The sequence below is a fragment of the Synechococcus sp. W60.3 genome (assembly GCF_047502615.1).
GTDB lineage: Bacteria > Cyanobacteriota > Cyanobacteriia > Thermostichales > Thermostichaceae > Thermostichus.
Window position 1 is genome coordinate 47,410 of sequence record NZ_JANSHJ010000003.1, and the last position, 23,613, is coordinate 71,022.

The window sequence follows — 23,613 nt, forward strand, 5'->3', positions numbered from 1 at the left end:
CTATCGCTTGCCCATGTCAGACTGCGGTTGTCATGCCGCTTGCCAACAATGATGGAGTGCGGCTGTCAGCAGGTTCGAGTCAGGAACAGGGAGCTAGTCCCCCTACTAGAGTACTTGTGTCAACAGTCTAATAAGGTGTACAACTGTGCTTTGTACTATGCGAGACAAGTCTATTTCAAAACGAAGCGATGGGCAAGCTATGGTGCGCTTTGCGCTGAGATGGGGAGAACCCAAAGCAAGCACTTCATCGCAATGTATGTCTCCGCCGCACAACAGACGTGTAAGTCTGTAGCTGGAGTGGGTCTATGCCAAGCCTGCCCAGACCAAATCACTGGATCCGAGAAAAGCTCTAGCAATTGACCACGGAGTCAACAACTGGCTTACGTGCGTTAGCAACTTAGGACATAGCTTCATCATTGGTGGCCGCAAAGTCAAGTCCTTTAACCAGGGGTACAACAAGGAGCTGGCTAGGCTCAAGACTCACAAGCTGCGGGGGTTTTGGTTGCAAAAGCTTCGTCGAATTACGGAAACCGGAGAATGCGGTCCACAAAGCTGCGGGCAAGGTCATTGACTTCTGTTTACACCACTCAATTGGGAGAATCCTCTTCGGTTGGAACAAAGAACAAAAATAAGAATGCGGTTTTAACCAAAACTTTGTTTTCATTCCAACAGGTCGGTTCAAGAAGCGTATCGCGCAATTATGTTGGCATTATGGCATGGAGTTTATTGAGGTAGAGGAAGCGTACAGCTCGCAGGCAAGCTTCCTAGATGGAGATGAGCTACCTAATTATGGTGAAAAACCCGACGGGTGGAGACCCTCTGGGCTGAGGCGAATGCTGCCGCCAACCTGCTTAAGAAAGTCAGCAGAACCTTGGGGCTTTGCCTTCAGGAACTGTCTAGAGGCGCTTTGACAACGCCGTTACGGGTTCTTTTGTGGACTGCGTAAGAATCCCCCGCCTTTAGGCGGTGGGAGTGTCAAATATACCTACTTTTCGAGGCAAGGCAGCAATCTCTCTGGACGCTTTCCAGGTCTAAGTAGGGGAGTATCTTTAGTCATTTAGACAGGCCAAAACCCTTATAGGAACTCAGGTACGGCCTGTTAAAGAATTAAAGGGCACAGTAGCAACACCTAGCAAACCAACTTCGGAAGCAGGATGGATTGATTAGTACCGCCAGTTCCCACGGCTAGGGTATGCTGGTGAGCAGTGAGCAAGTTTCCTGCCTTTTCTTTTGAGGAGAGAATATGCCAGAACCGGAATTCTCCTCAGCCCACATTCTGGTGATCGAAGATGAGGCCAAACTGGCCCGTTTCCTGGAAACCGAGCTGGCCTATAGGGGATATCGGGTGAGTGTGGTCGGCGATGGCACGGTGGCCTTGGCGGCAGCCCGCGACCAGAACCCCGATTTGGTGCTGCTGGACTGGATGTTGCCCGGGATCTCGGGGTTGGAAGTTTGTCGGCAGTTGCGCTTGACGGGCAACCGCGTGCCCGTGGTGCTGATGACTGCCAGCGACGAGGTGGCAGATCGGGTGGCAGGTCTGGATGCTGGGGCAGATGACTATGTGGTCAAACCCTTTAGCCTTCAGGAGTTGCTGGCGCGGATACGGATCTATCTGCAGCCCCCCAAGGGATCTGGCGACAGCCGGTTGGTGTTTATGGATCTGACGCTGGATCCGGTGACACGCCAGGCAAGCCGGGGAGAGCGACAGGTGGAGCTGACGGCCAAGGAATACGACTTGTTGCGCTACCTGATGGAACACCCCCGCCAGGTGCTCACACGCCAACAAATTTTGGAGCATGTGTGGGGCTATGACTTTACAGGCGATTCCAACATCATCGAGGTCTATATTCGCTACTTGCGTCTTAAGATCGAAGGCCCAGGGGAGAAGCGCCTGATCCAGACGGTGCGCGGGGTAGGCTACGTGTTGCGCGAATAGGAGGCCGACATCCCCCAGAAGAATGGCCTGGGCAGCCTGGGGGGATCGCTGCTGCGGCAAGATTGGGGAGAATGGATCCCTATCGAGGCGCGGGAACGGCTGCTCAAAACTGGAGAAAAGAACCCGGAGAGGATTTCGTCCTGCTAGCAGGTGAGGTTGATGGAAGCCGACTGCTGGAAATGAATGGGGGGATTTTGGGGTGCAGAGGGTGTTGTCGATGAATCTAGGGAGTGCAGGGCTGCTGGGCCTTACCTTCAGCTCACCTGGAGAATTTGTCTTCCGCTTTCCCCCCGAAACCCCTCTCGTAGGTGGGCTGGGGCTGCGCTGGTACGGCCTGCTGATGGCCATTGCCGTGTTGCTGGGGCTGCTCTTGACCAAAGCCTTGGCGGAGGCCCGCCACCTGGAGAAGGAGCCAGGCGAGGCCAGCGAACGGGTCGAGATCCTGGCCCTGTGGCTAGTGGTATCGGGATTTCTGGGCGCCCGCCTCTACTACGTCCTCACCCACTGGTCAGAGTTCCAAGACAACCCCCTCCTGGCCTTTGCCATCTGGCGGGGAGGCATCATCATCCACGGTGGGATCTTGGCTGGTGCACTTGCCCTCTACCTTTACTGCCGCGCCACCGGGATCAACGGCTGGAAGTACGCCGATGTGATCACGCCGGGGCTAATCTTGGGCCAGGCCATTGGGCGCTGGGGCAATTTTTTCAACTCTGAGGCCTATGGAGCCCCCATTCCCCCAGACAGCAGTTGGCCCTTGCGGGTATATATCCCCCCCCAAGCCCGCGAGCCTGACTACAGCCAGTTTGAGTTTTTCCACCCCATCTTTTTCTACGAAAGCCTGCTCAACCTGCTTCTGTTTGCTCTCTTGATGGGGATGTTCTGGCGCTTCCCCAAGCTCAAAGATGGCACCTGGGTCTGGACCTATGTGGTCGGCTATAGCTTGATCCGCATCCCTTACGAAATTTTGCGCGTCTCGGCGGTGGCCTATCTGCCGGGAACTTCCATCAAGGCCGCCTACGTGGCCAGCGCCGTAGGCCTGGTGCTGGGGATCGGCATGCTGGTCTATATGTACCGGCTGCGCTTCGACCCCGATTTGGAGCAGTTGACAGCTTGGCTAGCCCAACAGGCAGGGCTAGAACAGGAGACGGCTGCTGAGCTGGTGCAGCGGGCCTGGGCCATCCAGCAAAAGCACCGCCGCGCTGACTTGCTGGATCGCGTCACCCTGGCCATGCCACACTTTCCCAGCGCCCTTGCCCCCCATCTCTCTTTGGGCCAACGGGAGCTGCTGATGCGGCAATTGTTCTGCCGCTTGGAAGGTCGGGATCCCGCTGGAGAAGGGCTTCCCCAGCCAAGTTAGCGCCAGAGCTATCGGGCCGGACTAGGCCACCCAAACTAACCTTCAGGTCTTCAGACTTTGCAGCCACGCTTCTAGGGCGCGGATGGGAGCGGGATCCCGGTAGAGGCGCTCTTGGCGGGCTTTTACCCGCTGCCCTATTTCCTCACGCCAGCGGTCATCCAGGCCCAGCCGCACGGCAATCTGGATGTACTCCTCTAGGCTAGAGGCGATGGTCTCGTAGATCCCCATCTGCCGCAGGATGGCGTAGGTGTGGCGGCCCCGCATCAGGGATCCCGGCAGCGTGACGATGGGCAGGCCATGGGGCAGGGCTTCCAGGGTGGTGTTGCCGCCGGACCAGCCGATGCTATCCAGGTAAACATCCCCCAGGGCGTTGTAGGCGGCATATTGGGCAGGCGAGAGCTCCGGCAACAGCAGCACATGGTCTTCAGCGGCCAGGCCGTAGGCTTGAAAGGCCCGCTGCAGCCGTTGCCAAAAGCGCTGGCGGATCCCTTGGGAGAGGCGGCCTCGCAAAAACAGGAATTGACACCGCCCCACTTCCCGAGCAATGCGGGGGAACACCTCGTCGTACTGCGGCAAGTACTTGAACAGAGATTGGGCGCAGAGGTAGAGCACCCTGTCGGGATCCACCCCCCAGGCTAGCCAGTCCACAGGGGCGGGGTCAATGTCCAGAGGGATGTAGTAGGTGCCGATGCCGGGCAGGGGCAGGAGCTGCTCGGTGTAGTGGCCGGCCCCGTCCGGCGGCTCCATCAGCTCGCTGCTGAGGAAAACGTCTATTGTCGGCAGGCCAGAAGTTTGCGGGTGGCCCCAGGCCATCGCCTGTACCGGCGCCAAGCGGAGGGCGGCCAGTTGGGCACAGACCGGGTCAATGCCCACTTCCGGGTAGAGGAGCACATCCAGCTGTGCCTCTCGAATAGCCGCTTGCCATTCTTCTATGCTGCGGGATCCGGCCACAAAGTGCTCAAAACGAGGGGGCAGGGAGCACGTGACCTCATCTTGGATGACCGAGGTGTGGAAGCCGTAGAGGGCCACTTGAGCACGATCCAGGGCTTCTACCCAGCCGCGAGTCAGGATCTTCCAAACGGAGTGATCCCGAAACAGGCCGGAGACAATGCCCACCCGCACTCGGCCAGGATGTCGCTGCCAGAGGACGGAGGGCTGGGGATAGCGGGCCGCCATCACCTCCCCCACCAGGGATCCGTACAGGTGCTGCAGCTCGCGGTCGTTCTGGCCCTGGTAGGGCAGAAAGAAGGGTTGGACGGAGCCGACGCCGGCGGCAGCGCGCTCTAAAGCAGCGGGATCCCGCGGCAGTTGGGCCCAGCGGGCCTTGACCTGTTCCAGCGCTTGGCGGTAGCGCTGGCGGGCGCTTGCAATTTGCTCAGGGGTGTCGTAGAGCAAAGGCAACTGGCTGACGCACCAGCCCAGGGCCGCGGCCAAATCGGCGGGATCGGCCTGCCAGAGGCGGTAGAACAGCTCCGCTGCTTCCGCCTCCCGGCCACAATCGCGCAGCAGGATGGCCAGCGTGTAGGCGGCATCGGCAAAGTCCGGCTGCAACTCCAGAGCCTGCTTCAGGGGTACCAGGGCCGCCTCCAACTCCCCCTGTTGCCGCAGCACCAGCCCCAACTGGTACAGAACTTCCGGATCCGGCCCCCCCTGCTCCAGAGCCTGTTGGAGGTGAGCTTTTGCCTCCTCCAGGCAGCCTACCTGCTTGAGGACAATTGCCAGATTGTAGTGGGCGTCGGGAAACCACGGCTGCTGGGCCAAGGCCTGCTGCATCAGGGCAATGGCTTCTTCCAGGGATCCCTGCTGCTGCCGGCAGATCCCCAAGAGGTGCAGCGCCTCCGGGTGGGCGGGCTGGGCTTGCAACACCTGTTGGTAGAGGGAGATGGCCTCCGGCAGTTGCCCCGCCTGGTGATGGTGGACAGCCTGAACCAGCAGGCGCTGCAGGTGCTGTTCCTGGTTCTCTCGGCTGGGGCCAAAGCCCTTTCCCGGCGGCGACATCTTTAGCCGTTGGGAAAATTCAAAAAGCCTGCCAAGGCCGGGGCAATCGGCAGCAGGGTCATGACCATCAAAAAGAGGGCCAGCAATGCCAAAGCATCCCGCTGACCGTCGGTTTCAGTAATCTCATCCTGCGGTGGACGCTCTGGCTCGCGGGCGATGAACAGGATCAGCAGCGCCCAGTAGAGGGCCAAGACGTTGCTGATGGCCGCCACCGCCAAGGCAATCAGGGTGATGAAGGTGGCGCGGGCAGCCGTCTTCCGCCCGTACACCGCCTGCACAATGCGACCCCCGTCCAGCTGCCCTGCCGGCAGCAGGCTCAAGGCGGTGATTGCCAGGCCAATCCAGCCCACGGCAACAAAAGGATGAATGGGAACCAGCTCCGCCTGCAACTGGGATCCCAGCACCAGCCGCGCTAGGGTGCCTACCAGGATGGAGCTGCGGAAGATCTCCGTGGGCACATACAGACCCTCGGAGCCGGAGAGCTTCAGGCCAACCAAAAGCACCAGCAGCGACAGGATCCCGCTCGCTGCCGGGCCGGCAAAGGCAATGTCGAAGAGGGCCTTGCGGCTGGGCACCGGCGATTGGATGCGGTTTAGGGATCCCAGCGTGCCAATGCCCAAGCTGGGGATAACAAAGGCAGGGCTGAGGCGCACCCCGTACTTGCCCGCCATCCAGCGGTGTCCGGTCTCGTGCACCAGCAAGATGGCGAAGATCCCGGCCGCCACCGGCAGGGCTTCCACCCAACGCCCCGGCGCCTCCAACAGCCGGAAGCCGAACAGGTTGGCCCCCACCTCCAAAGTGGCCAGAAAGCTAGCCAGCATTAGGCCTGCTGCCAGAATCTGGGCTCCCCTCGAGGTGCGGTAGTTAACAATCTCATCTGGCAAGACCACCACCGCCGGCTTTTCTGAGGCATCTTCCACCAAAAACAGTTGGTAGCGGCTGCCCAGCCGCTCCCTTAGCCTTTCCTGCAGCAGCGGCACCACCCCCTCCGCCTCCCGCCGTAGGTTGCCCTTGAAGATCGCCCCCTCCCCATAGGGGATGGTCTCAGTCACAAAAAAGGTGTCCAGGCTGAAGATGGACTGAATGGCCTGCAAATCTTCCGCAGAGATGCCCCGCAAGACCAAAGGCTGCTCGGCAGGCGTCTCCCCAGCCCCTTCCGAGGGGATTTCCTGCCGCTCCTCCATCTGGGCCAACTGCTGCCGCCGCGCCTGCAGCTCCTGCTGGGCCAACTGACGGGTTTTGCGCCCCACGGCAATGTAGAGCCCCGTGAACACCAGCAACAGCAGCAGGAAGCCGGCGAAGTTGAGGTAGATCCCCAGCAACAGCAGCCCCAGAAAGACCACCCACGGCAAAAGGAGCAGGGATCCCTGTAACCACACCCAGACGGCCAGGGATCCCCGCCGGCGGGCTCGCCAGAAGCCCCAACCCAAAAACGCCAGCGTTCCCAACAAAAAGAGGGGCGTAATCTCGGCGGCGATGTTCATGGCTAACCCACGAGGCTTACCAATAGGGAGCTGGAGTCAAAACGGCTCAAGCGGAAACAGCCGTTCCTTCAAACCGAGGCTCCGGCTGCTCCCACAAGTAAAAGCCAGCTTTGCGCGGTTTGAGCAGGAACAGCCGCAGGAACTGGTAGGCGTTGTTGAGGTAAAGAGGCAGCTTGCGCAGGCTCTTGAAGGGCCCAGCTCCGCGGGCAATCTCCCTCAGCTTGGCGTTGTTGGCCACACACTTCTGCAGCCGCCGCACAAACTCAGGGTTTTCCACATCCAACACCACCGGAAACACCTTGGCCGCCTCGCGGTTGGTCTTGTAGATTACCTCCATGTCATAAGTATGGGGATCCAGCCCGATGAGGCGGTAGAAATCGGGGCGCTCTCCCACATCGTTGAGGTACATAGTGGCGAACACTGACAGCAGGAAGAAGCGACACCACAGCTCCGCCACCCACCCCTCGAGCAGCCGCGGCTGGCTCAGGAGCATGAGGGCAAAGAAATCGCCGTGGCGGTTCTCGTCCTGGCACCAGTTCTTGAAGAAGTTGAAGATTGGGTAAACGCGGTTTTCGGGGTGAGCCTCCAGGTGGCGGTAGATGAGAATGTAGCGCCAGTAGCCGATCTTTTCGGAGAGATAGGTGGCGTAGAAGATAAAGCGGGGCGCAAAGTAAGTGTAGGACTTGTGCTTGGTCAAAAAGCCCAAGTCAAAGGCCATGTTGAAATCGCCCATGGCGCGGTTGAGGAAGCCGGCATGGCGAGCTTCATCGCGGCTCATCAGGGCAAAGCACTCAGCCAAGACCGGGTTGGTCTCCTTCAGCCTGCGGGATAGCTCCTTGTAGAGGAGGAAGCCGGAGAACTCCGCCGTGCAGGAGCGCTCCAAAAACTCCACAAACAGCCGCCGCGCCTCCGGATCGAGCCGGCTTTCCCAATCTTGGTTGAACTCCTCGCCGCGGACGAAGTGGTGGCGGTTGTAGTCGGCGCGAAACTCCTCCAAGATGGCCCGGAAGTCGGCCTCTCGATCGCCTAACCCCATCTTGCCGATGGCCTCGAAGTCGGTAGTGTAGAAGCGCGGCGTCAGGATGGTCTCGGTGGGCACTCGCGCCTGGGTTTGGGCAGCTCGCAAAGTGGAACTCATAGGGGTTACAGGATGCAAAGGCCAGTATACTCTCGCAGTTTACCAGCCCTTGTGGCCGGCGGGGGGATAAGAAGTGTTACCGACAGGCCCCACAACCCCCTACGACTGCACCGCCGCCGGCTGGGATCGCGCCGGATCCGTCAGCTCACTCCCCTCCTCCGAAGGAGGGATCACCTGCCAAAACAGAGGCAGGTAGCGCTCCCAGTTCTGCAGGATGCGCTCGGCTTTGGGGGAATGGGTGCGGCGGTAGTGCTCTTGGATCAGGCCCTTCAGTTGCGCTTCCGCCGCCGCCGTCTGTATCCGCTGGATGCGCACGATCTCGCCGTTGACCTTGGCGGGGAAGTTGCCCTCTTCATCGAGCACGTAGGCCAGGCCGCCGGTCATCCCCGCCCCCAGGTTGCGGCCCACCCGCCCCAGCACCACCACCACACCGCCGGTCATGTACTCGCAGCAGTGGTCGCCGGATCCCTCGATCACCGCCTGGGCGCCGGAGTTGCGCACGGCAAAGCGCTCCCCCGCCTGGCCGTTGGCAAACAGGGATCCGCCCGTGGCCCCGTACAGACAGGTGTTGCCCAGGATTACATTTTCCGCCGGATCCCGCGGGGCTTCTGGGGGAGCCAGAATGACAATTTCACCGCCGCACATGCTCTTGCCCACGTAGTCGTTGGCTTCTCCCGTCAGGGTCAGGCGCATGCCCGCCAGGGTAAAGGCCCCAAAGCTCTGGCCGGCTGTGCCCACAAAGCGCAGATCCAACAGCCCCCCTTGTCGGACAAAGCCGGTATCCCCATACAGCCGAGCCAGGGTGCCGGCAATGCGCCCGCCCACGCAGCGGTCGGTGTTGGCGATGGGCAGCTCCAGCATGGCCGCGCCGCAGGTCTCGATGGCCTTTTGCACCTCGGGCCGGGCCAAGATGGCGTCATCCAGCACCGGGCCATTGGAGTGCACCGGCTCGTGCTCCAGCCACTCTGGGCGCTTGTGGGGATCAAAGCCCGGCGGAGTTCGCAGCAGACACTCCAAATTCAAGGACTGGGTTTTCGCCAAAGCCACATCGGCGCGGGGGCAGAGCAGATCCACCCGCCCAATTACCTCCTCCAGGGAGCGGTAGCCCAGCCGGGCCAGGATCTGGCGCACTTCCTCGGCCACAAAGGCGAAGAAGGTCACCACCTGGTCCGGAGTGCCAGGGAAGCGCTTGCGCAGCTCTTTCTTTTGGCTGGTCACCCCCACCGGGCAGTTGTTGGTGTGGCACACCCGCGCCATGATGCACCCCTCGGCAATCATGGCTACTGTCCCGAAGCCGAACTCCTCTGCCCCCAGCATGGCCGCCATCACCACTTCCCAGCCGGTGCGAATGCCGCCGTCCACCCGCAGAATTACCCGCTGCCGCAGGCCGTTTTCCAAGAGAGCATGATGCACCTCCACCAGGCCCAGCTCCCAGGGTGCCCCCGCATGTTTGATGGAGCTCAGGGGAGAGGCCCCTGTGCCCCCCTCGTGGCCGGAGATCTGGATGATGTCGGCATTGGCCTTAGCCACTCCCGCCGCCACGGTGCCGATGCCCACCTCCGCCACCAGCTTCACCGACACCTGCGCCTGCGGGTTAACCTGGTGCAAATCGAAGATCAACTGCGCCAGATCCTCAATCGAGTAGATGTCGTGGTGGGGCGGCGGCGAGATCAGGGTCACCCCCGGCTTGGAGCGGCGCAGCTTGGCGATGTAGGGGCTGACCTTTTTGCCGGGCAGTTGTCCGCCTTCGCCCGGCTTGGCCCCCTGGGCAATTTTGATCTCGATTTGCCGCGCGTTGAGCAGGTACTCCGGCGTCACGCCAAAGCGGCCCGAAGCCACCTGCTTCACCGCCGAGCTGGCGTTGTCCCCCATGCGCAGGCCCTTAAGGTGAGGAAAGCGCGCCGAGGTCCCCTCGGGTGTTACATCGGTGATGGGGATGTAGCGCTCCGGATCTTCCCCGCCTTCGCCGGAGTTGGACTTGCCGCCGATGCGGTTCATGGCAATGGCCAGGGTCTCGTGGGCCTCGCGGCTGAGGGCCCCCAGCGACATTCCCCCCGTGGCAAAGCGCTTGAAGATCTCGGTGGCCGGCTCCACCTCCTCCAGGGGAATGGGATCCCGGTCGCTGCGAAAGTCCAGCAGATCCCGCAAGGCTGTGGGGGTGCGGCCCCGCAGATAGGTCCGGTAGATCTCGTAGTGGTCGGGCTGGCCTGAGGCAATGGCCTTGTGGAGCAGCTTGGCCATCTCCGGGCTGTTGATGTGGTATTCCCCCTTGGGCCGCGCTTGGATGAAGCCAAAGTTCTCCAGCTTTTTCGAGGTGAGCTGGGGGAAGGCTCGCTGGTGATTGGCCATGCCCTCGCGGGCCAGATCCGCCAGCGTCATCCCCCCCACCCGCGACACCGTGCCGCGGAAGGCCAGATCGATCACCTCTTGGCTGAGGCCGATGGCCTCGAAGATCTGGGCCCCGTGGTAGCTGGAGAGGAGGGAAATGCCCATCTTGGAGAGGATCTTGAGCAAGCCCGCCTCGATAGCTGCCCGGTACTTCAGTTGAGCTTCGGCCAGAGAGAGCTGGGGCAGCTTGCCGGCGGCCATTTGGGTTTGCGTCTTGGGCTTGTGCCACCACTGGCGCACCGCCTCATAGGCCAGGTAGGGACAGACGGCGCTGGCCCCGTAGCCAATTAGACAGGCAAAGTGGTGGGTACTCCAGCACTGGGCTGTCTCCACCACCAGGGAAGCGCGCAGGCGCAGCCCCTCCTGGATGAGGTGATGGTGGATGGCCCCCACGGCCAGCAGAGGCGGGATCAAGGCCTGCTCGGCGCTCAGGCCGCGATCCGAGAGGATTAAGATCTCTGCTCCCTCCCGCACCGCTTGCGCCGCCTCTTGACAGAGGGCTTGCACCTGGGCGGCCAGCCCTGCTGGCCCAGCGGCCACCGGGTAGAGGATCGGCAGCGTGCGGCAGGGAAAAGGCGTCTGCTGCAGGGCGGCCAGCTCCGCCTCGTTGAGCACCGGGCTGCGCAAGTGCAGCAGACGGGCATGCTCTGGGCGAATCTCCAGCAGGTTGCCTTTGGATCCCAGGTACACCTCCAAAGACATCACCAGGCTCTCCCGCAGGGGATCAATAGCCGGGTTGGTTACCTGGGCAAAGCGCTGCTTGAAGTAGTCGTAAAGGGGGTGGGGCTGGGTGGAGAGCACTGCCAGCGGCGCGTCGTCCCCCATGCTGAAAACCGGCTCTTTGCCTGTGGCGGCCATTTCCTCGATGATCATCTCCACATCTTCCGAGGAGTAGCCGCAGGCAGTTTGCAGTTGGAGCAGCTGCTCTTCGGTAAGCTGCGGGGCGTTCTCAAAGTCTTGGCTAGCCAGCTGAACGCGGTGAGCCCTTAACCACTCCCCATAGGGGTGCTGAGCTGCCACCTGGGTTTTGATCTCCCAGTTTTTGTAAAGCTGGCCACTTTGCAGATCCACCGTCAGCATCTGCCCCGGCCCCAGCCGCCCCTTTTCCAGGATCTCGGCTTCCGGCAGCGGAACCACCCCGGCCTCTGAAGCCACCACCAGCAACCCATCGCGGCTGAGGGCATAGCGGGCCGGGCGCAAGCCGTTGCGATCCAGGGTGGCGCCAATGGTTTTGCCGTCGCAGAAGACCACCATAGCCGGCCCGTCCCACGCTTCCTGCAGGCCGGCGAAGAACTCGTAGAAGTCCACCACTTCCGGGCGATCTTGCAGCTCCGGCTGGTGGCGGTAGGCCTCCGGGATCAGCGCCATCATCGCCTGCTGGCTGGAGTAGCCCGACGCGATCAAGAGCTCAAAGACCGCGTCCAGGCCCGCTGAGTCGCTGCTGCCGGGATCGATGACGGGTTTGAGCTCCTCGATGGCCTCGCCCCAGAGGGGATGGGCCAGGGTGGGCTCGCGGGCAGCCATCCAGTTGACGTTGCCGAGATACGTGTTGATCTCGCCGTTGTGGCAGAGGTAGCGGAAGGGCTGGGCCAGCGACCAGCGGGGCAAGGTGTTGGTGCTGAAGCGGCGGTGATAGGTGGCGTAGGCGGTGGTGTAGAGGGGGTCTTGCAGATCGCGGTAAAACTGGCCCAGCACCGCCGATTGCACCATGCCTTTGTAGACAATCAGCCGGCAGGAGAGAGAAGCAAAATAGATGGAATAAAAGCCAAACCGGCTTTCCACCTGCCGCCGCAGACGCCGCCGCAGCAGATAGAGCTGCCGCTCCAGCTCATCTCCCGCCAGCCTGGGATGGGTGAGAAGCATCTGCCAGATAGAAGGCAGGGTTTGCCGCGCCATCGGCCCCAGGCACTCCGGATTGACCGGCACCTGGCGCCAGAGGGGCCGCCCCCACTCGCTGGTGGCCAAGTAGTCGTCGATAAGCTGGCGTACCGCCTGGCACTCGGCGGGAGCCTGAGGCAAAAACACCATGCCCACCGCGCTGCGGCCGGGATCCCAAGCCCGGATCTCGTCCCTCTCTGCCTGCAGCAGTTGCCAGGGAATGGCTGTGGCAATGCCGGCCCCATCGCCGCTTTGGTTGTCGCCGCCGCAGCCGCCGCGGTGCTCCATGCAGGCGAGAGCTTGGAGGGTTTTTTGCAGCAGCTCGTGGCTGGCTCTCCCCTGGCGATCCACCAAAAACCCAACGCCACAGGCATCCCGCTCTTGAAAGTGCCAGCTTTCCTGCAGGATGGGAACCGAGACCTGGGAGCGATGGGGATTCATGGGGAAAAACGGCTTGGAATGAATCACGCTTTAGAGTTGGGAAACTAGCATATCGCAATCCAATCCGGCAGGAAAAGGGGTCAGCCCCAAGTCAAGCTGGATTTTGCCGATAGGACAATCGGATAAGCGAAGAAAGCCAAAAAAGGCTCGCTACGAACAGATTTTTCCAGTTTTTCTGCCAGCTTCTTCGGCAGACTTTGGACGATCTGGGACAACCAGAGGGTATGCCTCAGCTGGCGCTGGCTTCGCTTGCCGCCAACCGGCCATGTGGAGAACTGCCATTAACTGTTATCTGAAGAAGTCGGAAAATGTATTTCGCAGATCGGAGAGCCGGTCGTTGAAGCAGGTGAGCCGGTCATCGGTGGAGCTCACCAGGGTTAAATTTGCCCTGCCGGTTGCGCCCTCGGATCCCAAGAGGGGGACGCTCATGCGGCTGGGATCCGCAGGATTCTGGGAGACGCGGATGACAGCTTGCTGGCGGTTGAACTGATAGGCCTCGGCCACGTAGCGGATGGGCTCGCTCAAATTGGGATCCACCGGCAAGCTGGGGGCCGGCAAAAGATCCACCAGCTCGGTAAAGGTGCCGCTCCGCAGGCCCACCACGGCAGCAGCCCCCAACTGGTTGCAGATGGCGATGAGCACCGGCTCTTGGGCGCTGGCGCTGACGTTGGCCAAGGTGATGGTGACGGTGGCCCGGCTGGGCGCTGGGGGATAGGTGATCTCAAAGGTGCGGGCAGAGGCGTTGCCCAGCTCGTCGCGGGCGCGGAAGCGGAGCTGCCCTCTGTAGGGCAGGATGGAGGAGAAGTAGAGGCCAAAGCGATCGCTAGGGCCCCGTCCAGGGATGTTGGCCTGGCCGGGGACGTAGGCGAGGACGGCCCGCGTCTGCCAATTGTTGGGCGGCGCATAGGGCAGCAGCGGGCCGCTATTGAGGCTGGGGGGTTCTCTGGGAGGCGGATCCGGCTGGCCATCTCTGTTCAAGTCCAGGCCGTTGCCCAAAAAAGCCACCGAGCGTTGGAGCAGGATGGGGCGGTTTTGGGTATCGACCAGAGGAGACCGCCCTTCCGCCAGCCCCGCATTCTCCACATAGACGTTGAAGGGGCGATTCAAGATCTGGTTGTCCCGCTGCCGCCGCACGTTGAACTGCAAGTAGGGCCCCACCGCGCCCGCTGTCGGGGATCCCCCTGTAATTTCAAAGTCGTCGGCCCGCAGAAAGGCATTTTCCAGCGGGCTAAGCGGCGTTGTCGCCTCGCCACAGCCGACCAGACCGAGCGCCAAGATCGCCCCAGCTGCCAAAGATCCCAGTCTAGGTTTGACGAGATTTGGGATAAGAGATTGAACAGGGGAAGTCGGGCCCGCACAGGTGGGATGCGCAGGCCGGCAGGCAAGCTTTGGCTTCACCATTCATCTTCTCCCCACAACAGAGATTGGCGACCGGGCTGAGCGGGAAATCGGCGAAAATCCACCTGCAGCCCCCCAGCGTCGCCTGAACCACTATATCCTGAGCTTCGGTTTGGATCCCACCATCCCTATGGGGTTGGGAGCCATGAGTCGGCGATAGGGAGGGAGGAATTGAGGGAATCGCTACTCCTTTCTCCTGAGCCGGCTTGATAGCTTAGAGGGAGCGAAAGGTGGATGCCCATGTCAGATACCCCTGCAGTCTTGGTAGAACAACTCCAGAAGCGCTACGGCTCCACAGTGGCCGTGGCCGATGTCTCCTTCCAAGTAGAGCCCGGCCAGATCTACGGCATTCTCGGCCCCAACGGCGCCGGCAAAACCACCACCCTGCACTGCCTGTGCACCCTGCTGCGCCCCGACGCAGGCCGGATCGAGGTGTGCGGGATCCCCGTCAACGAAAATCCCAAGGCAGTACGCGAAAAGCTGGGCTTTGTTGCCCAGGAGGTGGCTTTGGATAAGGTGCTGACGGGGCGAGAATTGTTGCAGTTGCAGGCCGATCTCTACCACCTGCCGCGGCCCTTGGCCCAAGAGCGGATTGCCACCGTCCTCGAATTACTGGGGCTGGCCGACCGGGCCGACCAACGCATCGGCACCTACTCCGGCGGCTTGCGCAAACGCCTCGATCTGGCGGCAGGACTGCTGCACCAGCCCCAGGTGTTGGTTTTGGACGAGCCCACGGTGGGCCTAGACGTTCCCAGCCGGCAGGCCATCTGGGACTTCCTGCGCCAGCTCAAGAACACCGGCGTTACAGTGGTGCTCAGCAGCCATTACCTGGAGGAGATCGACCTATTGGCCGACCGGGTGGCCATCATCGACCGCGGCAAGGTGATTGCCGAAGGCACCCCAGAAGAGCTAAAAGCCCGCGTCGGCGGCGAGCGCATCACCGTCAAGCTGCAGGAGTTTGCCCCGCCAGAACTGGCCCAGCGGGGTGCCGAACTGCTGGGATCCCTGCCCTTTGTCCAAAAAGTGGTGATCAACAGCGCCCAGGGCAACGCCCTCAACCTGGTGGTGCAGCGCAACGGGGAGGATCCCCTCAGCCAGATCCGCGCCCACCTCGAGGCCCATGGGCTGGAGGTGTTTAGCAGCAGCCAATCTCGCCCCAGCTTGGATGACGTGTATTTGGCGGCAACCGGGCAAACCCTCCTGGATGCGGAGCTGGCTGCCGCCGAAGCCAACCTGGGCAAAAAGAAAAAGTAACTTCATTTTCAAGAGCAATGCAACGGTTCCCCACGTCGATCCCTAACTCCCCAATTGAGCCATACTGATTACAAGCTGATATGTACAAAGTTCCATTGATATTGATTGATCGATTGAAGATTGCATTGATGATTATTGATCGCAACATTGCAGGAGCCTTGGTATGACCTCTGCCGCTTCCCCCATCCAATCCAACCCGATTCCTCTATTTACAGCCGACTTTTGGCAGGAGACCTTTGCCCTCGCCCGCCGCTTGTTTATCCAATTGCAGCGTCGCCCCGCCACCCTGCTGGTCGGCATCATCCAGCCGCTGCTCTGGCTGATTTTGTTCGGGGCCTTGTTCCAGAATGCCCCTGCCGGCATTTTCGGGGCCGGACAAAACTACACCCAGTTTTTGGGGGCAGGCGTGATCGTGTTTACGGCCTTTGGCGGGGCCTTGAACGCCGGTGTGCCGGTGATTTTCGACCGGGAGTTCGGATTTTTAAACCGATTGCTGGTGGCTCCCCTCACCTCTCGCTTTTCCATTGTGCTGGCCTCTAGCCTGTTCATCGTCAGCTTGGCGCTGCTGCAGACGGCGGTGATCGTGGGGGCAGACTACGTCCTCGGCGGCGGGATCCCGGACGGGCCGGGCTTGGCGGTGGTGGCGTTGATCGTGGGCCTGTTGGTCTTGGGTTTCACCGCCCTGAGCTTGGGCCTGGCCTTTGCCATGCCGGGGCACCAGCAGTTGCTGGCCTTTATCTTTTTGGTGAATCTGCCGCTGATCTTTTCCAGCACCGCTTTGGCTCCCCTCAGCTTTATGCCCACCTGGCTTCGCTGGGTGGCCAGCCTCAACCCGCTCACCTTTGCCATCGAGCCGATTCGCCACGTCTATCGCAGCAGCACCTGGAGCTTTGCCGATGTGGTGCTGCAGGCCCCCTGGGGCGAACTCACCCTGGCGGGATCCCTGGGGCTCTTGACAGGGTTTGTGGTGGTGTCAGTGCTGCTGGTGCAGGGGGTGCTGCGCAAGAGTTTGGCCTGAGCATTTTGCCCAGGCTGTGCCCCTCAAAGCCACTGGCGGGAGACGGACTTCTCTAGCTCTGCCTGCGCTTGCTGCACCAGGGCCAGAGGGCTGTCCTTTGCTGGCGAGAGATGTAGAGGAGGGGTGAGGCTGCGGGCCTGCAGGGCCATGTGGAGCTGCAGTTCGGTTACATAGTCGCGCAGGTCAAAGCCAGCGGCAGAAGAGGAGCGAGCTGTAGCGGAAGCGTAAGAGGCAGACATCACGGCAAGAAGTCCCTCGGAAAATGGCCACCGTCGCCCTGCTACGCTATCACGCCTGCTCCCCTCGAGGGAGTTCCAGAATGTTAGCTTTGATTAAGCTTTGCAACAGATTTTGGCCATGGCGGTTCTTGAAGATTGGCAGCGCTCCAAGTTGGATCCCAGCGACGATGCCCTCTTTTACGACTATCCCCGCTTCGTAACCCATGTGGATGCCGGCTTCATCGGCCAGCTCACCGATCTCTACCGCGAGTATTTGCGGCCTCAGAGCCGCATTCTCGATCTAATGAGCAGTTGGGTTTCCCACCTGCCGCCGGAGATGAACTTTGCCCATGTGGAAGGGCATGGGATGAATGCTCAGGAACTGACCGCCAACCCCCGGCTTGACCATTTCTTCGTCCAGAACCTCAACCAAAACCCGCTTCTGCCCTTCCCGGACTGCACTTTTGATGCAGCGCTGAACGCGGTTTCGGTGCAATACCTGCAGCAGCCGGAGCAGGTGTTTGCCGAGGTGCATCGCATCCTCAAGCCCCAGGGCCTTTTCATTGTCAGCTTCTCCAATCGCATGTTTTTCCAGAAGGCCATCCAGGCCTGGCGGGATGGCTCGGAAGCAGAGCGGGTGGAGCTGGTCAAGCGCTATTTTGAGTCGGTGCCGGGATTCGAGATCGTCGAGGTGATCCAGCGGCCTGCTCCCCTGGGTTGGCTTGCCCTTTTGGCCGGCGGGGATCCCTTTTACGCTGTGGTCGGTCGGCGAACTGAGGCATGAGGCCATCCATCTTGCGCGTGGCGCCCTTGCATTTCTGGACTCCAACCGGCATGCCGCTGCGGTTCCCCGGCCTTGAGGGGCGGGTTGCTCCCTGCCGAACGACGGGGGCAAAGGCGACGAGACTGGATCCCTGAGGCAAACTGCCATCCCAAGGAGGTTCTGCGGGGGTTCTCCGGGCAAGCTTAGGAAGGGGGGGGCAAAGGGATCTGCAGCTCCACCACTGTGCCGCTACCCAAGCGGCGGTTGCGCCAGGTGATGGTTGCCCCGATTAGCTCGGCTCGGTAGCGCATGTTGAGCAATCCATGGCCGTGGCCAGGTTTCTGATCGGGATCGATCCCACCGTTGAACTCCGGCATGCCACGGCCATCGTCGATGATCTTCAGCTCCAGGTGGGTGTAAGGGGCTTCGGGATTGACAGAAGGCTCCTCTGCGCCGCTACCGGCTTGAACCTTGGGCTGAATGGTGATGTCGATGCGCCGTGCCCCTGCGTGTTTGACGATGTTGTTCAGCGCCTCCTGCACGATCCGAAAGATGTTGCTTTGGCAGGCAGGGCTGAGACGGGAGAGCAGGCCATCGGCGCGGTTGTCGAAGCGGGTGAGAAGCGGGTGAGGAGAACGCTGGGCCGCCCGTTCCAGAAGGCTGCGCAGAGCCGGGCCCAGGTTAAAAGCCCGCATGGCCAGCGGCTGCAGATCCTCGACAATCCCCCGCAACTCGGCCATGGTCTCCTGCAGTTGGACGCTCATGACGCGTAGCTGAGCCTGGCCGGCAGGGCTGAGGGTCGGATCGCCGGCGAGCTCCTGAATCTGACGAGACAGAGCTCCCAGATCCGCTAGGGTCTGATCGTGCAGATCGGCGGCCAGGCGACGACTTTCCGCCTCTCGCCCCTCGGTCAGCCCTTGCAAGGCTGCTGCCGTCGCCTCTTGACGGCGAACCTGCTCGTAGAAGGAGGCCCGCTGCAGCGCCACTGCCGCAATGTCCGCCAGCGCTTCCACCAAGTCCCTATCTGCAGGGGCAAATCCGGCGGCTTCGGGGGCAGTATCGGCAGTTGGAGGCTTCCGGCCTGCCGTCGCCAGGGGCGGAATGGAGGCGCAGAGCACACCCGCAATCTGGTTGGCATCGGTAACCAGAGGTACACACAGTAGGGAGCGGATGCCCTTCTGCAACAGCGTCTGGCGGGTGGGAAGGGGCAGCGGAAAGGTTTGGACATCGGGGATCAGCAGCGTGTCCAGATGGGTGTAGCAACTTACCCAAATGAGCTGGCTCAGCTCAGGGGTCAACGTCTGCCCCACCTGGGAAGGGATCCCCGGCTGACGGCGGTATTCCTGAAGAATGGCGAGGGGTTCTGGAGCCGCTGCAGGCTGTTGGGCGCTCGGCCCATAGCCGCTCCGCGGCGCCACAAAAGTACAGCGATCGACCTGCAAAACTTCCGCCATGCCCTCGAGGGCAATCTCTACCACTTGGTGGGGATCATAGGTGCCGCTGAGGCGCTGGGCGACCTGGCGCAACAAGCTTTCCCGCTGGGCCGAGATGCGGGTTTGCTCGTAAAGTTGCGCCTGTTGGAGGGCGATCCCCGCCTGCTCGGCCACGGCTTCCGCCAACTCCAGATCCTCCGGCTGCCAGGGGGATCCGCCGTGAGGGTAGCGCAGCAGGGCAATACCCCCCAACACTTCCTGTTGTCGCTGCGGCTGGTCAGAGGCAAACAAAGGCACCCACAACAGCCCGCTTCCCTGCCGCTGCGGCTTCAAGTCATCCGGCACCACCACCGGCTCCTTCAAGGTGGTCAGCAGGCTGGCTGCCAAGCGCAACTTGGCCTGAACCGTTTCCGACAATTCCGGCGGGATCCCCGGCTCCGGCCAGGGCTTCTGGAGGGATCCCGTCAGCGGGGCATCCAGCAAGGGCTCCGTCCCGCTCACGCGCACGGCAGGGGTGAGCTCCGGCGCATAGATGCCCACAGGATGCAGCATCTCCTGTTCCGGCTGCCAAAGGGCCAAGATACACACATCCGCCTGAAAAGCCGCACCAATCTGCTGGGTAATCGCGTGGAAGAGAGTGGTGGGCTCCAGGCTGGAGCGAATTGCCGCTGTGATCGAGTGCAACAGCGCCAGCCGTTCCGCCTGCCGATGGGCCCGCTCAAACAGGCTGGAACGAGTTAGGGCAATCGCCAGTTGGTAGGCCACCGAGCGCAACAGGTCAATCTCCTCCGGCTGCCAGGGGTGGGGTGTAGTTAGGTATACCCCCAGCAGCCCGATCATCCCCCCTGGCACAGCAGCCAAGTCGGATCGGCCCGTCTGCGGATCCCTGCCGCCGGCTTCCCCCAGCCCGGCTCCTGCTGAGCCCACCGCTTGCAACGGGATCAGCACCGCCGAGCGAGCCTGTAGCGCCTGGAAAGCGGCCAGTCCCTGCGGCGGCAACAGATGTTCCTGAGCCGGCTGCATATGCAGGGCTATTTGCACCACCTGCCCCTCCTGCAACCGCTCGCACAGCGAGCCAAAGTCTTGGATCCGGTACACCTGCCCCAGGGACGGGGCCAGCCCAGGGCTTAGGGCCTCGTGGGTGACCTGAACCGTCTCCTGATCCGGGTTGATACTGTAAAAACAACAGCGGCTCAGCCCCTTCACCCCTTTCGAGAGAAAGGCGTGCTGCAGCTCCTTCAGGGCAGTGCTGACGATTTGATCCCACTGCAGAAAGCGGTGGACAGTGCTGGTGATGCGGTTGAGCAACGCCTCCCGCACCGCCTGTCGGCGGCTGCGCTCCAGCAGCTTGGCATTGATAATGGCGCTGGCCGTATAGGAACAAAGAAACTTCACTACTTCTACAAAGCTGGCCTCCAAGGGTGTCCGGCTCAGCAGAGCCAAAGCGCCCAGCCGCTCCTCCCCGCGGTTAATTGGGTAGGCGACAAAGCCCCGCAGGCCATTGGCCCTCACCCACTCCGGGGCAGGCATCCAGACCTCTTGATCCGGGTTGTTGCTCAAGAGGGGCAACCCTTGCTGGACCACACGCCCCATAGGGCTGTCATCGGGGTAGATTCGCTCAATTTGGGCGTGGGCAGGGCTGAGCAGGCCAGCATGGGCCACCGACCGAAAGCAACCCTCTTGCGGGTCGAAAAACCAGAGGCGAGCGGAGGCCACGCCCAGGCGGCTCACCATCTGGTGCACTAGGGTTTGAGCCAACTTGAGCAGGCCTTGCTCCCACACCTCCGGCTCCGCCGCTTCTGAAGCCTCTTGCGAAGAGAGCAGCACCAGTTCCTGAACGATTTGGTTGGCAGCCTGAAGCTGGATCAAGAAAGTGGAATCCGGATCGACAAAAGCCTGCAAAGGCATAGCAGCAAGCAATAGAAAAGTCAACTCCAACAGCCTGAACTCAGGCAACCACCTTCTGCACCGCCTCCAGCCGCCCCAAAGCCCAGCCCCGCCGCTGCAACAGCGCAAAAGAGGCCATCAAATCCGGCCCCTGCAGATCCCCTGTCAGGGCGGCCCGCAAGCTTTTCAGCAGCAGGCCCTTTTTCATCCCCTGGCTTTTGGCCACCTCTTCCACCAGCGGTTTTAGGCTGTCCGCGGAAACTGGCTGGGGCAACTCAGCAGCAGCCAACGTGGTGGCCATGGCGGCCATCGCTTCCGCCACCCCCGGCAGGCGCAACTGTTCCAGAGCCGGCAACGAGTAGCTGAGGGGCTCTTGAAACAAAAAGCGGCTCAGGGGAGGAGCCTCCGTCAGGCGGTCGATGCCCTCGGCGATTAGGCAGGCCACCTCTTCCAGCCAAGTGGGATCCGGCACGGATCCCAGGTCAAACCCCGCCGCCTGCCAAAAGGGTGTCAGCCGCTCCACCAATTCTGCCGGGGAGAGCTGCTTGATGTACTGGCTGTTGATCCAGTTGAGCTTGTCCCAATCAAAACGAGCGGCAGCCCGGTTGACCCGGTCGAAGTCAAACATCGTAGCCGCCTTTTCCAACGAGAAGATCTCTTCCCCATCGGGAGGCGACCAACTGAGCAAAGCCAAGTAATTCTTGAGAGCTTCCGGCAAGAAGCCCATCTGCTGAAACTCCGCCACCGAGGTCGCCCCATCCCGCTTGGAGAGCTTCTTCCCTTCTGGATTCAGGATCAGGGGAGAATGGGCAAACTGCGGCGGTTCATGACCCAGAGCGCGGTAGAGCAAGATCTGCTTAGGCGTGTTGCCGATATGGTCTTCGCCACGGATGACATGGGTGATGCCCATGTCGATGTCGTCCACCACCACTGCCAGGTTGTAGAGAGGGTAGCCATCCGCCCGCGCGATCACCATGTCTCCCCCCAAATCCTGGGTGTTCCAGGTAATGGGGCCGCGGATAAGATCCACCCACGACACCTCCAGGGGCTCCTCGATCTTGAAACGGATCACCGGCTGCCGACCCTCGGCTTCATAGGCCCGTCGCTGCTCCTCAGTGAGAAAGCGGTGGCGGTTATCGTAGCGGGGAGCCTTGCCGGCGGCCTTCTGCGCAGCGCGCATTGCTTCTAGCTCCACCTCGCTGACATAGCAGCGGTAAGCCAGCCCCTGGTCCAAAAGCTGCTGCACCACCGCTTGGTAGCGCGCGATGCGGTTGGACTGGTAGATGGGCCCCTCATCCCAATCCAGTCCCAGCCAGGCTAGCCCTGCTAAGATGTTGCGGGTGTAGCGGGGGGAAGAGCGCTCGCGGTCGGTGTCTTCGATGCGCAAAATGAACTGGCCACCGTGGCGGCGAGCGTAGAGCCAGTTAAACACCGCCGTCCGGGCGGTGCCGATGTGCAAGTTGCCAGTTGGGCTAGGGGCAAGGCGAACGCGAACACTCACAGGCAACGGTTCTCAAACAGTGCATCCCGATCCTAGTCGGCAGGGGGATCCCGTGTCATGTTGGGGGCTGCAACCGTTGTCAACCGAAGTCTTTCGGGTAGAATCCGCCTTAGCTGCCGGTCAAGAGGTAGGCTCCCCGGGGGTCAAGGTTGGTGGGCAACGCCCAGCTTCTGCTTTTTCCGGTGTTGAGGAACGAACTACAGTAGCGTAGGAGGAACTACAGCACATGCGTCTAACCCTGGCGATTGTTCTGGGCTGTCTAGCCGCCGGGATCCCGGCGGGGGCTGTTTTTGCCCAAATTGCCTATCCTTCTTACCCGGTGGGGGATGCCCTGGATGCGATCCTGCTGGATAGGGGCAGAGATGCGGATCCGGTGGTTTTCCCTGAAGAGGTAGTGCGCTCCCAGGCCCGGCGAACCACCGCCTTCTTCACCACTTTGCTGAACCAGCGCACCAACATCCCGCCCTTGCGCTCGCTGGATTTGCCCAGCCCCTACCAAGCCTCGGTCCGCACCCAGGCTGGCTATTACCGCGTTACCCAGACAGAGCCTGTTTTGGACGCCGAGCTCCTCCGCTAGGCAAGGCAGATACCCAGCCTGCATTGTGTAGAACCTCTACAAATTCGTGGTTTCGGCCAGGGGGCGTCGGGCCGAGAGGCTAAGATCGGCTTGTAGCGTGTTCAGGCTGCCTATGTCTGCCCGATCCAAAGTAGAAGCCCTCCCCAAGGGCATGGATCCCCGCCAGTTCACTGCAGCCGATGTGGCGGCCATTGCGGAGCGTCTGGAGCGCAACGAGTACCCCAACGTGTTCGACTGCCTGGAGGATTGGCACACCCTGCGGGCCATTGCCTTTTACTCTCCCGAGCTGGTGGCTCCTTATGCCCATCTGTTGGAGTGGGAAGTGGATGAAGACTAGAGCTGTCCTTGTAGCTCTGAGCTTTGCTTAGAAGGGATCCCCCTCCTCAACCAGAAGGGGGAGAAGAGCTTCCATCTAGCCCCTGTCTGCGAATAAGATAGCGCACTTCTTCGAGGAGAACGTTAAACCTCTGGTCATTCTCGATCTGACGCTGGTTGATGGCCTGGATAGCGCGTTCGTGCTCTTGTTGCAATGCAGTGAGAGTGATGAGAGCTTGAGTTACTTCCTCGGCCCATTCGGCCAAGTGTGCTAAGTCCGAGCGGGTCTCACGGACAACTTCCTGTAAGTCTCTCAAGCCTTGCGCTTGAGCCACGTTTTGCTCATAGCTTTCCCGAATGGCCTGGCGCAGCTGCTCGATTTCCCGGCTGCGAGCGGCGTTTTGCTCGCTCAGCTCGGCGTGGCTTTCCCGAATAGCCTGGCGTAGCTGCTCGATTTCTCGACTGCGGGCGGCGTTTTGCTCGCTCAGCTCGGCGTGGCTTTCCCGAATGGCCTGGCGCAGCTCTTGGATCTCGCGGCTGTTAGCAGCAGTTTGCTCGGCTGCCTGAGCTAGGAGTTGTTCTACTCGATCTAAGCGGTCTTGGCCGTTCATTCTGAAACCCTTGGATAC

At 61.4% G+C, this 23,613-nt stretch carries 18 protein-coding genes; 9 read left to right on the forward strand and 9 right to left on the reverse strand.

Annotated features, from left to right (window positions below):
* The first annotated feature begins 355 nt into the window (after positions 1-355).
* The 3 genes from NW846_RS01805 to lgt all read left to right on the forward strand — a co-directional run bounded on the left by NW846_RS01805 (position 356) and on the right by lgt (position 3,293).
* Positions 356-571 carry a hypothetical protein gene (locus NW846_RS01805; protein WP_414515208.1) on the forward strand — a complete coding sequence of 72 codons (216 nt, stop codon included), beginning with the start codon at positions 356-358 and terminating at the stop codon, positions 569-571.
* A gap of 672 nt (positions 572-1,243) precedes the next feature.
* Complete coding sequence (locus NW846_RS01810; RefSeq protein WP_414348320.1) at positions 1,244-1,936, forward strand: response regulator transcription factor; 693 nt, start codon at positions 1,244-1,246, stop codon at positions 1,934-1,936.
* Positions 1,937-2,153: 217 nt separating this feature from the next.
* Positions 2,154-3,293: a prolipoprotein diacylglyceryl transferase gene (lgt, locus tag NW846_RS01815; protein WP_414348323.1), complete on the forward strand. Its 1,140-nt coding sequence runs from the start codon at positions 2,154-2,156 to the stop codon at positions 3,291-3,293.
* 42 nt (positions 3,294-3,335) lie between these two features.
* On the opposite strand, the gene NW846_RS01820 is transcribed toward lgt, so the two are convergent.
* From NW846_RS01820 to NW846_RS01840, 5 genes are all read right to left on the reverse strand, one after another.
* The gene (locus tag NW846_RS01820; RefSeq protein WP_414515182.1) at positions 3,336-5,291 is read right to left on the reverse strand and encodes a tetratricopeptide repeat protein; all 1,956 of its coding nucleotides are present in this window, start codon (positions 5,289-5,291) and stop codon (positions 3,336-3,338) included.
* Between the two features lie 2 nt (positions 5,292-5,293).
* Positions 5,294-6,775 carry a site-2 protease family protein gene (locus tag NW846_RS01825; protein ID WP_414515184.1) on the reverse strand — a complete coding sequence of 494 codons (1,482 nt, stop codon included), beginning with the start codon at positions 6,773-6,775 and terminating at the stop codon, positions 5,294-5,296.
* A gap of 46 nt (positions 6,776-6,821) precedes the next feature.
* Entirely contained in the window at positions 6,822-7,913 is a 1,092-nt protein-coding gene (gene acsF, locus NW846_RS01830) for a magnesium-protoporphyrin IX monomethyl ester (oxidative) cyclase (RefSeq protein ID WP_414346696.1), read from the reverse strand.
* 99 nt (positions 7,914-8,012) lie between these two features.
* Positions 8,013-12,620 (reverse strand): glutamate synthase large subunit, encoded by a 4,608-nt coding sequence (gltB, locus tag NW846_RS01835; RefSeq protein ID WP_414346694.1) that lies wholly within the window; start codon positions 12,618-12,620, stop codon positions 8,013-8,015.
* A gap of 288 nt (positions 12,621-12,908) precedes the next feature.
* The gene (locus NW846_RS01840; protein WP_414515187.1) at positions 12,909-13,913 is read right to left on the reverse strand and encodes a hypothetical protein; all 1,005 of its coding nucleotides are present in this window, start codon (positions 13,911-13,913) and stop codon (positions 12,909-12,911) included.
* A gap of 67 nt (positions 13,914-13,980) precedes the next feature.
* Between NW846_RS01840 and NW846_RS01845 the strand changes: the two genes are divergently transcribed.
* The 3 genes from NW846_RS01845 to NW846_RS01855 all read left to right on the forward strand — a co-directional run bounded on the left by NW846_RS01845 (position 13,981) and on the right by NW846_RS01855 (position 16,290).
* Complete coding sequence (locus tag NW846_RS01845) at positions 13,981-14,178, forward strand: hypothetical protein (RefSeq protein WP_011431486.1); 198 nt, start codon at positions 13,981-13,983, stop codon at positions 14,176-14,178.
* Positions 14,179-14,252: 74 nt separating this feature from the next.
* Positions 14,253-15,272, forward strand: a complete 1,020-nt coding sequence (locus tag NW846_RS01850) for a daunorubicin resistance protein DrrA family ABC transporter ATP-binding protein (protein WP_011431487.1) — start codon at positions 14,253-14,255, stop codon at positions 15,270-15,272.
* A 163-nt stretch (positions 15,273-15,435) separates the two neighbouring features.
* Positions 15,436-16,290, forward strand: a complete 855-nt coding sequence (locus NW846_RS01855) for an ABC transporter permease (protein ID WP_011431489.1) — start codon at positions 15,436-15,438, stop codon at positions 16,288-16,290.
* 23 nt (positions 16,291-16,313) lie between these two features.
* On the opposite strand, the gene NW846_RS01860 is transcribed toward NW846_RS01855, so the two are convergent.
* Entirely contained in the window at positions 16,314-16,529 is a 216-nt protein-coding gene (locus NW846_RS01860) for a hypothetical protein (RefSeq protein ID WP_011431490.1), read from the reverse strand.
* A 118-nt stretch (positions 16,530-16,647) separates the two neighbouring features.
* Here NW846_RS01860 and NW846_RS01865 point away from each other — a divergent pair, with 118 nt between their 5' ends.
* On the forward strand, positions 16,648-17,292 hold the full coding sequence (locus tag NW846_RS01865) for a class I SAM-dependent methyltransferase (RefSeq protein WP_414346690.1): 645 nt from the start codon (positions 16,648-16,650) through the stop codon (positions 17,290-17,292).
* Between the two features lie 182 nt (positions 17,293-17,474).
* Here the strand turns inward: NW846_RS01865 and NW846_RS01870 are convergent, their stop codons facing one another.
* Positions 17,475-20,612: a GAF domain-containing sensor histidine kinase gene (locus NW846_RS01870; RefSeq protein ID WP_414515189.1), complete on the reverse strand. Its 3,138-nt coding sequence runs from the start codon at positions 20,610-20,612 to the stop codon at positions 17,475-17,477.
* 40 nt (positions 20,613-20,652) lie between these two features.
* Positions 20,653-22,092, reverse strand: coding sequence for a glutamate--tRNA ligase (gltX, locus tag NW846_RS01875; RefSeq protein ID WP_099813302.1), 1,440 nt, complete (start codon positions 22,090-22,092; stop codon positions 20,653-20,655).
* Positions 22,093-22,318: 226 nt separating this feature from the next.
* Between gltX and NW846_RS01880 the strand changes: the two genes are divergently transcribed.
* Both NW846_RS01880 and NW846_RS01885 read left to right on the forward strand, forming a co-directional pair.
* Entirely contained in the window at positions 22,319-22,669 is a 351-nt protein-coding gene (locus tag NW846_RS01880; RefSeq protein ID WP_011431494.1) for a hypothetical protein, read from the forward strand.
* A gap of 112 nt (positions 22,670-22,781) precedes the next feature.
* Positions 22,782-23,006 (forward strand): DUF2555 domain-containing protein, encoded by a 225-nt coding sequence (locus NW846_RS01885; RefSeq protein ID WP_083759181.1) that lies wholly within the window; start codon positions 22,782-22,784, stop codon positions 23,004-23,006.
* Positions 23,007-23,052: 46 nt separating this feature from the next.
* Here NW846_RS01885 and NW846_RS01890 read toward each other — a convergent pair whose 3' ends face one another.
* Positions 23,053-23,595, reverse strand: a complete 543-nt coding sequence (locus NW846_RS01890) for a hypothetical protein (RefSeq protein ID WP_414515191.1) — start codon at positions 23,593-23,595, stop codon at positions 23,053-23,055.
* Between the last annotated feature and the right edge of the window lie 18 nt (positions 23,596-23,613).

What these genes read in the sequence shown, in the direction of transcription:
- NW846_RS01860 (WP_011431490.1), bottom strand. Translation starts at nt 16,529, where the DNA reads ATGTCTGCCTCTTACGCTTCCGCTACAGCTCGCTCCTCTTCTGCCGCT.
- NW846_RS01865 (WP_414346690.1), top strand. Translation starts at nt 16,648, where the DNA reads ATGGCGGTTCTTGAAGATTGGCAGCGCTCCAAGTTGGATCCCAGCGAC.
- NW846_RS01810 (WP_414348320.1), top strand. Translation starts at nt 1,244, where the DNA reads ATGCCAGAACCGGAATTCTCCTCAGCCCACATTCTGGTGATCGAAGAT.
- lgt (WP_414348323.1), top strand. Translation starts at nt 2,154, where the DNA reads ATGAATCTAGGGAGTGCAGGGCTGCTGGGCCTTACCTTCAGCTCACCT.
- acsF (WP_414346696.1), bottom strand. Translation starts at nt 7,913, where the DNA reads ATGAGTTCCACTTTGCGAGCTGCCCAAACCCAGGCGCGAGTGCCCACC.
- NW846_RS01855 (WP_011431489.1), top strand. Translation starts at nt 15,436, where the DNA reads ATGACCTCTGCCGCTTCCCCCATCCAATCCAACCCGATTCCTCTATTT.
- NW846_RS01870 (WP_414515189.1), bottom strand. Translation starts at nt 20,612, where the DNA reads ATGCCTTTGCAGGCTTTTGTCGATCCGGATTCCACTTTCTTGATCCAG.
- NW846_RS01880 (WP_011431494.1), top strand. Translation starts at nt 22,319, where the DNA reads ATGCGTCTAACCCTGGCGATTGTTCTGGGCTGTCTAGCCGCCGGGATC.
- NW846_RS01890 (WP_414515191.1), bottom strand. Translation starts at nt 23,595, where the DNA reads ATGAACGGCCAAGACCGCTTAGATCGAGTAGAACAACTCCTAGCTCAG.
- NW846_RS01820 (WP_414515182.1), bottom strand. Translation starts at nt 5,291, where the DNA reads ATGTCGCCGCCGGGAAAGGGCTTTGGCCCCAGCCGAGAGAACCAGGAA.
- NW846_RS01825 (WP_414515184.1), bottom strand. Translation starts at nt 6,775, where the DNA reads ATGAACATCGCCGCCGAGATTACGCCCCTCTTTTTGTTGGGAACGCTG.
- NW846_RS01885 (WP_083759181.1), top strand. Translation starts at nt 22,782, where the DNA reads ATGTCTGCCCGATCCAAAGTAGAAGCCCTCCCCAAGGGCATGGATCCC.
- gltB (WP_414346694.1), bottom strand. Translation starts at nt 12,620, where the DNA reads ATGAATCCCCATCGCTCCCAGGTCTCGGTTCCCATCCTGCAGGAAAGC.
- NW846_RS01850 (WP_011431487.1), top strand. Translation starts at nt 14,253, where the DNA reads ATGCCCATGTCAGATACCCCTGCAGTCTTGGTAGAACAACTCCAGAAG.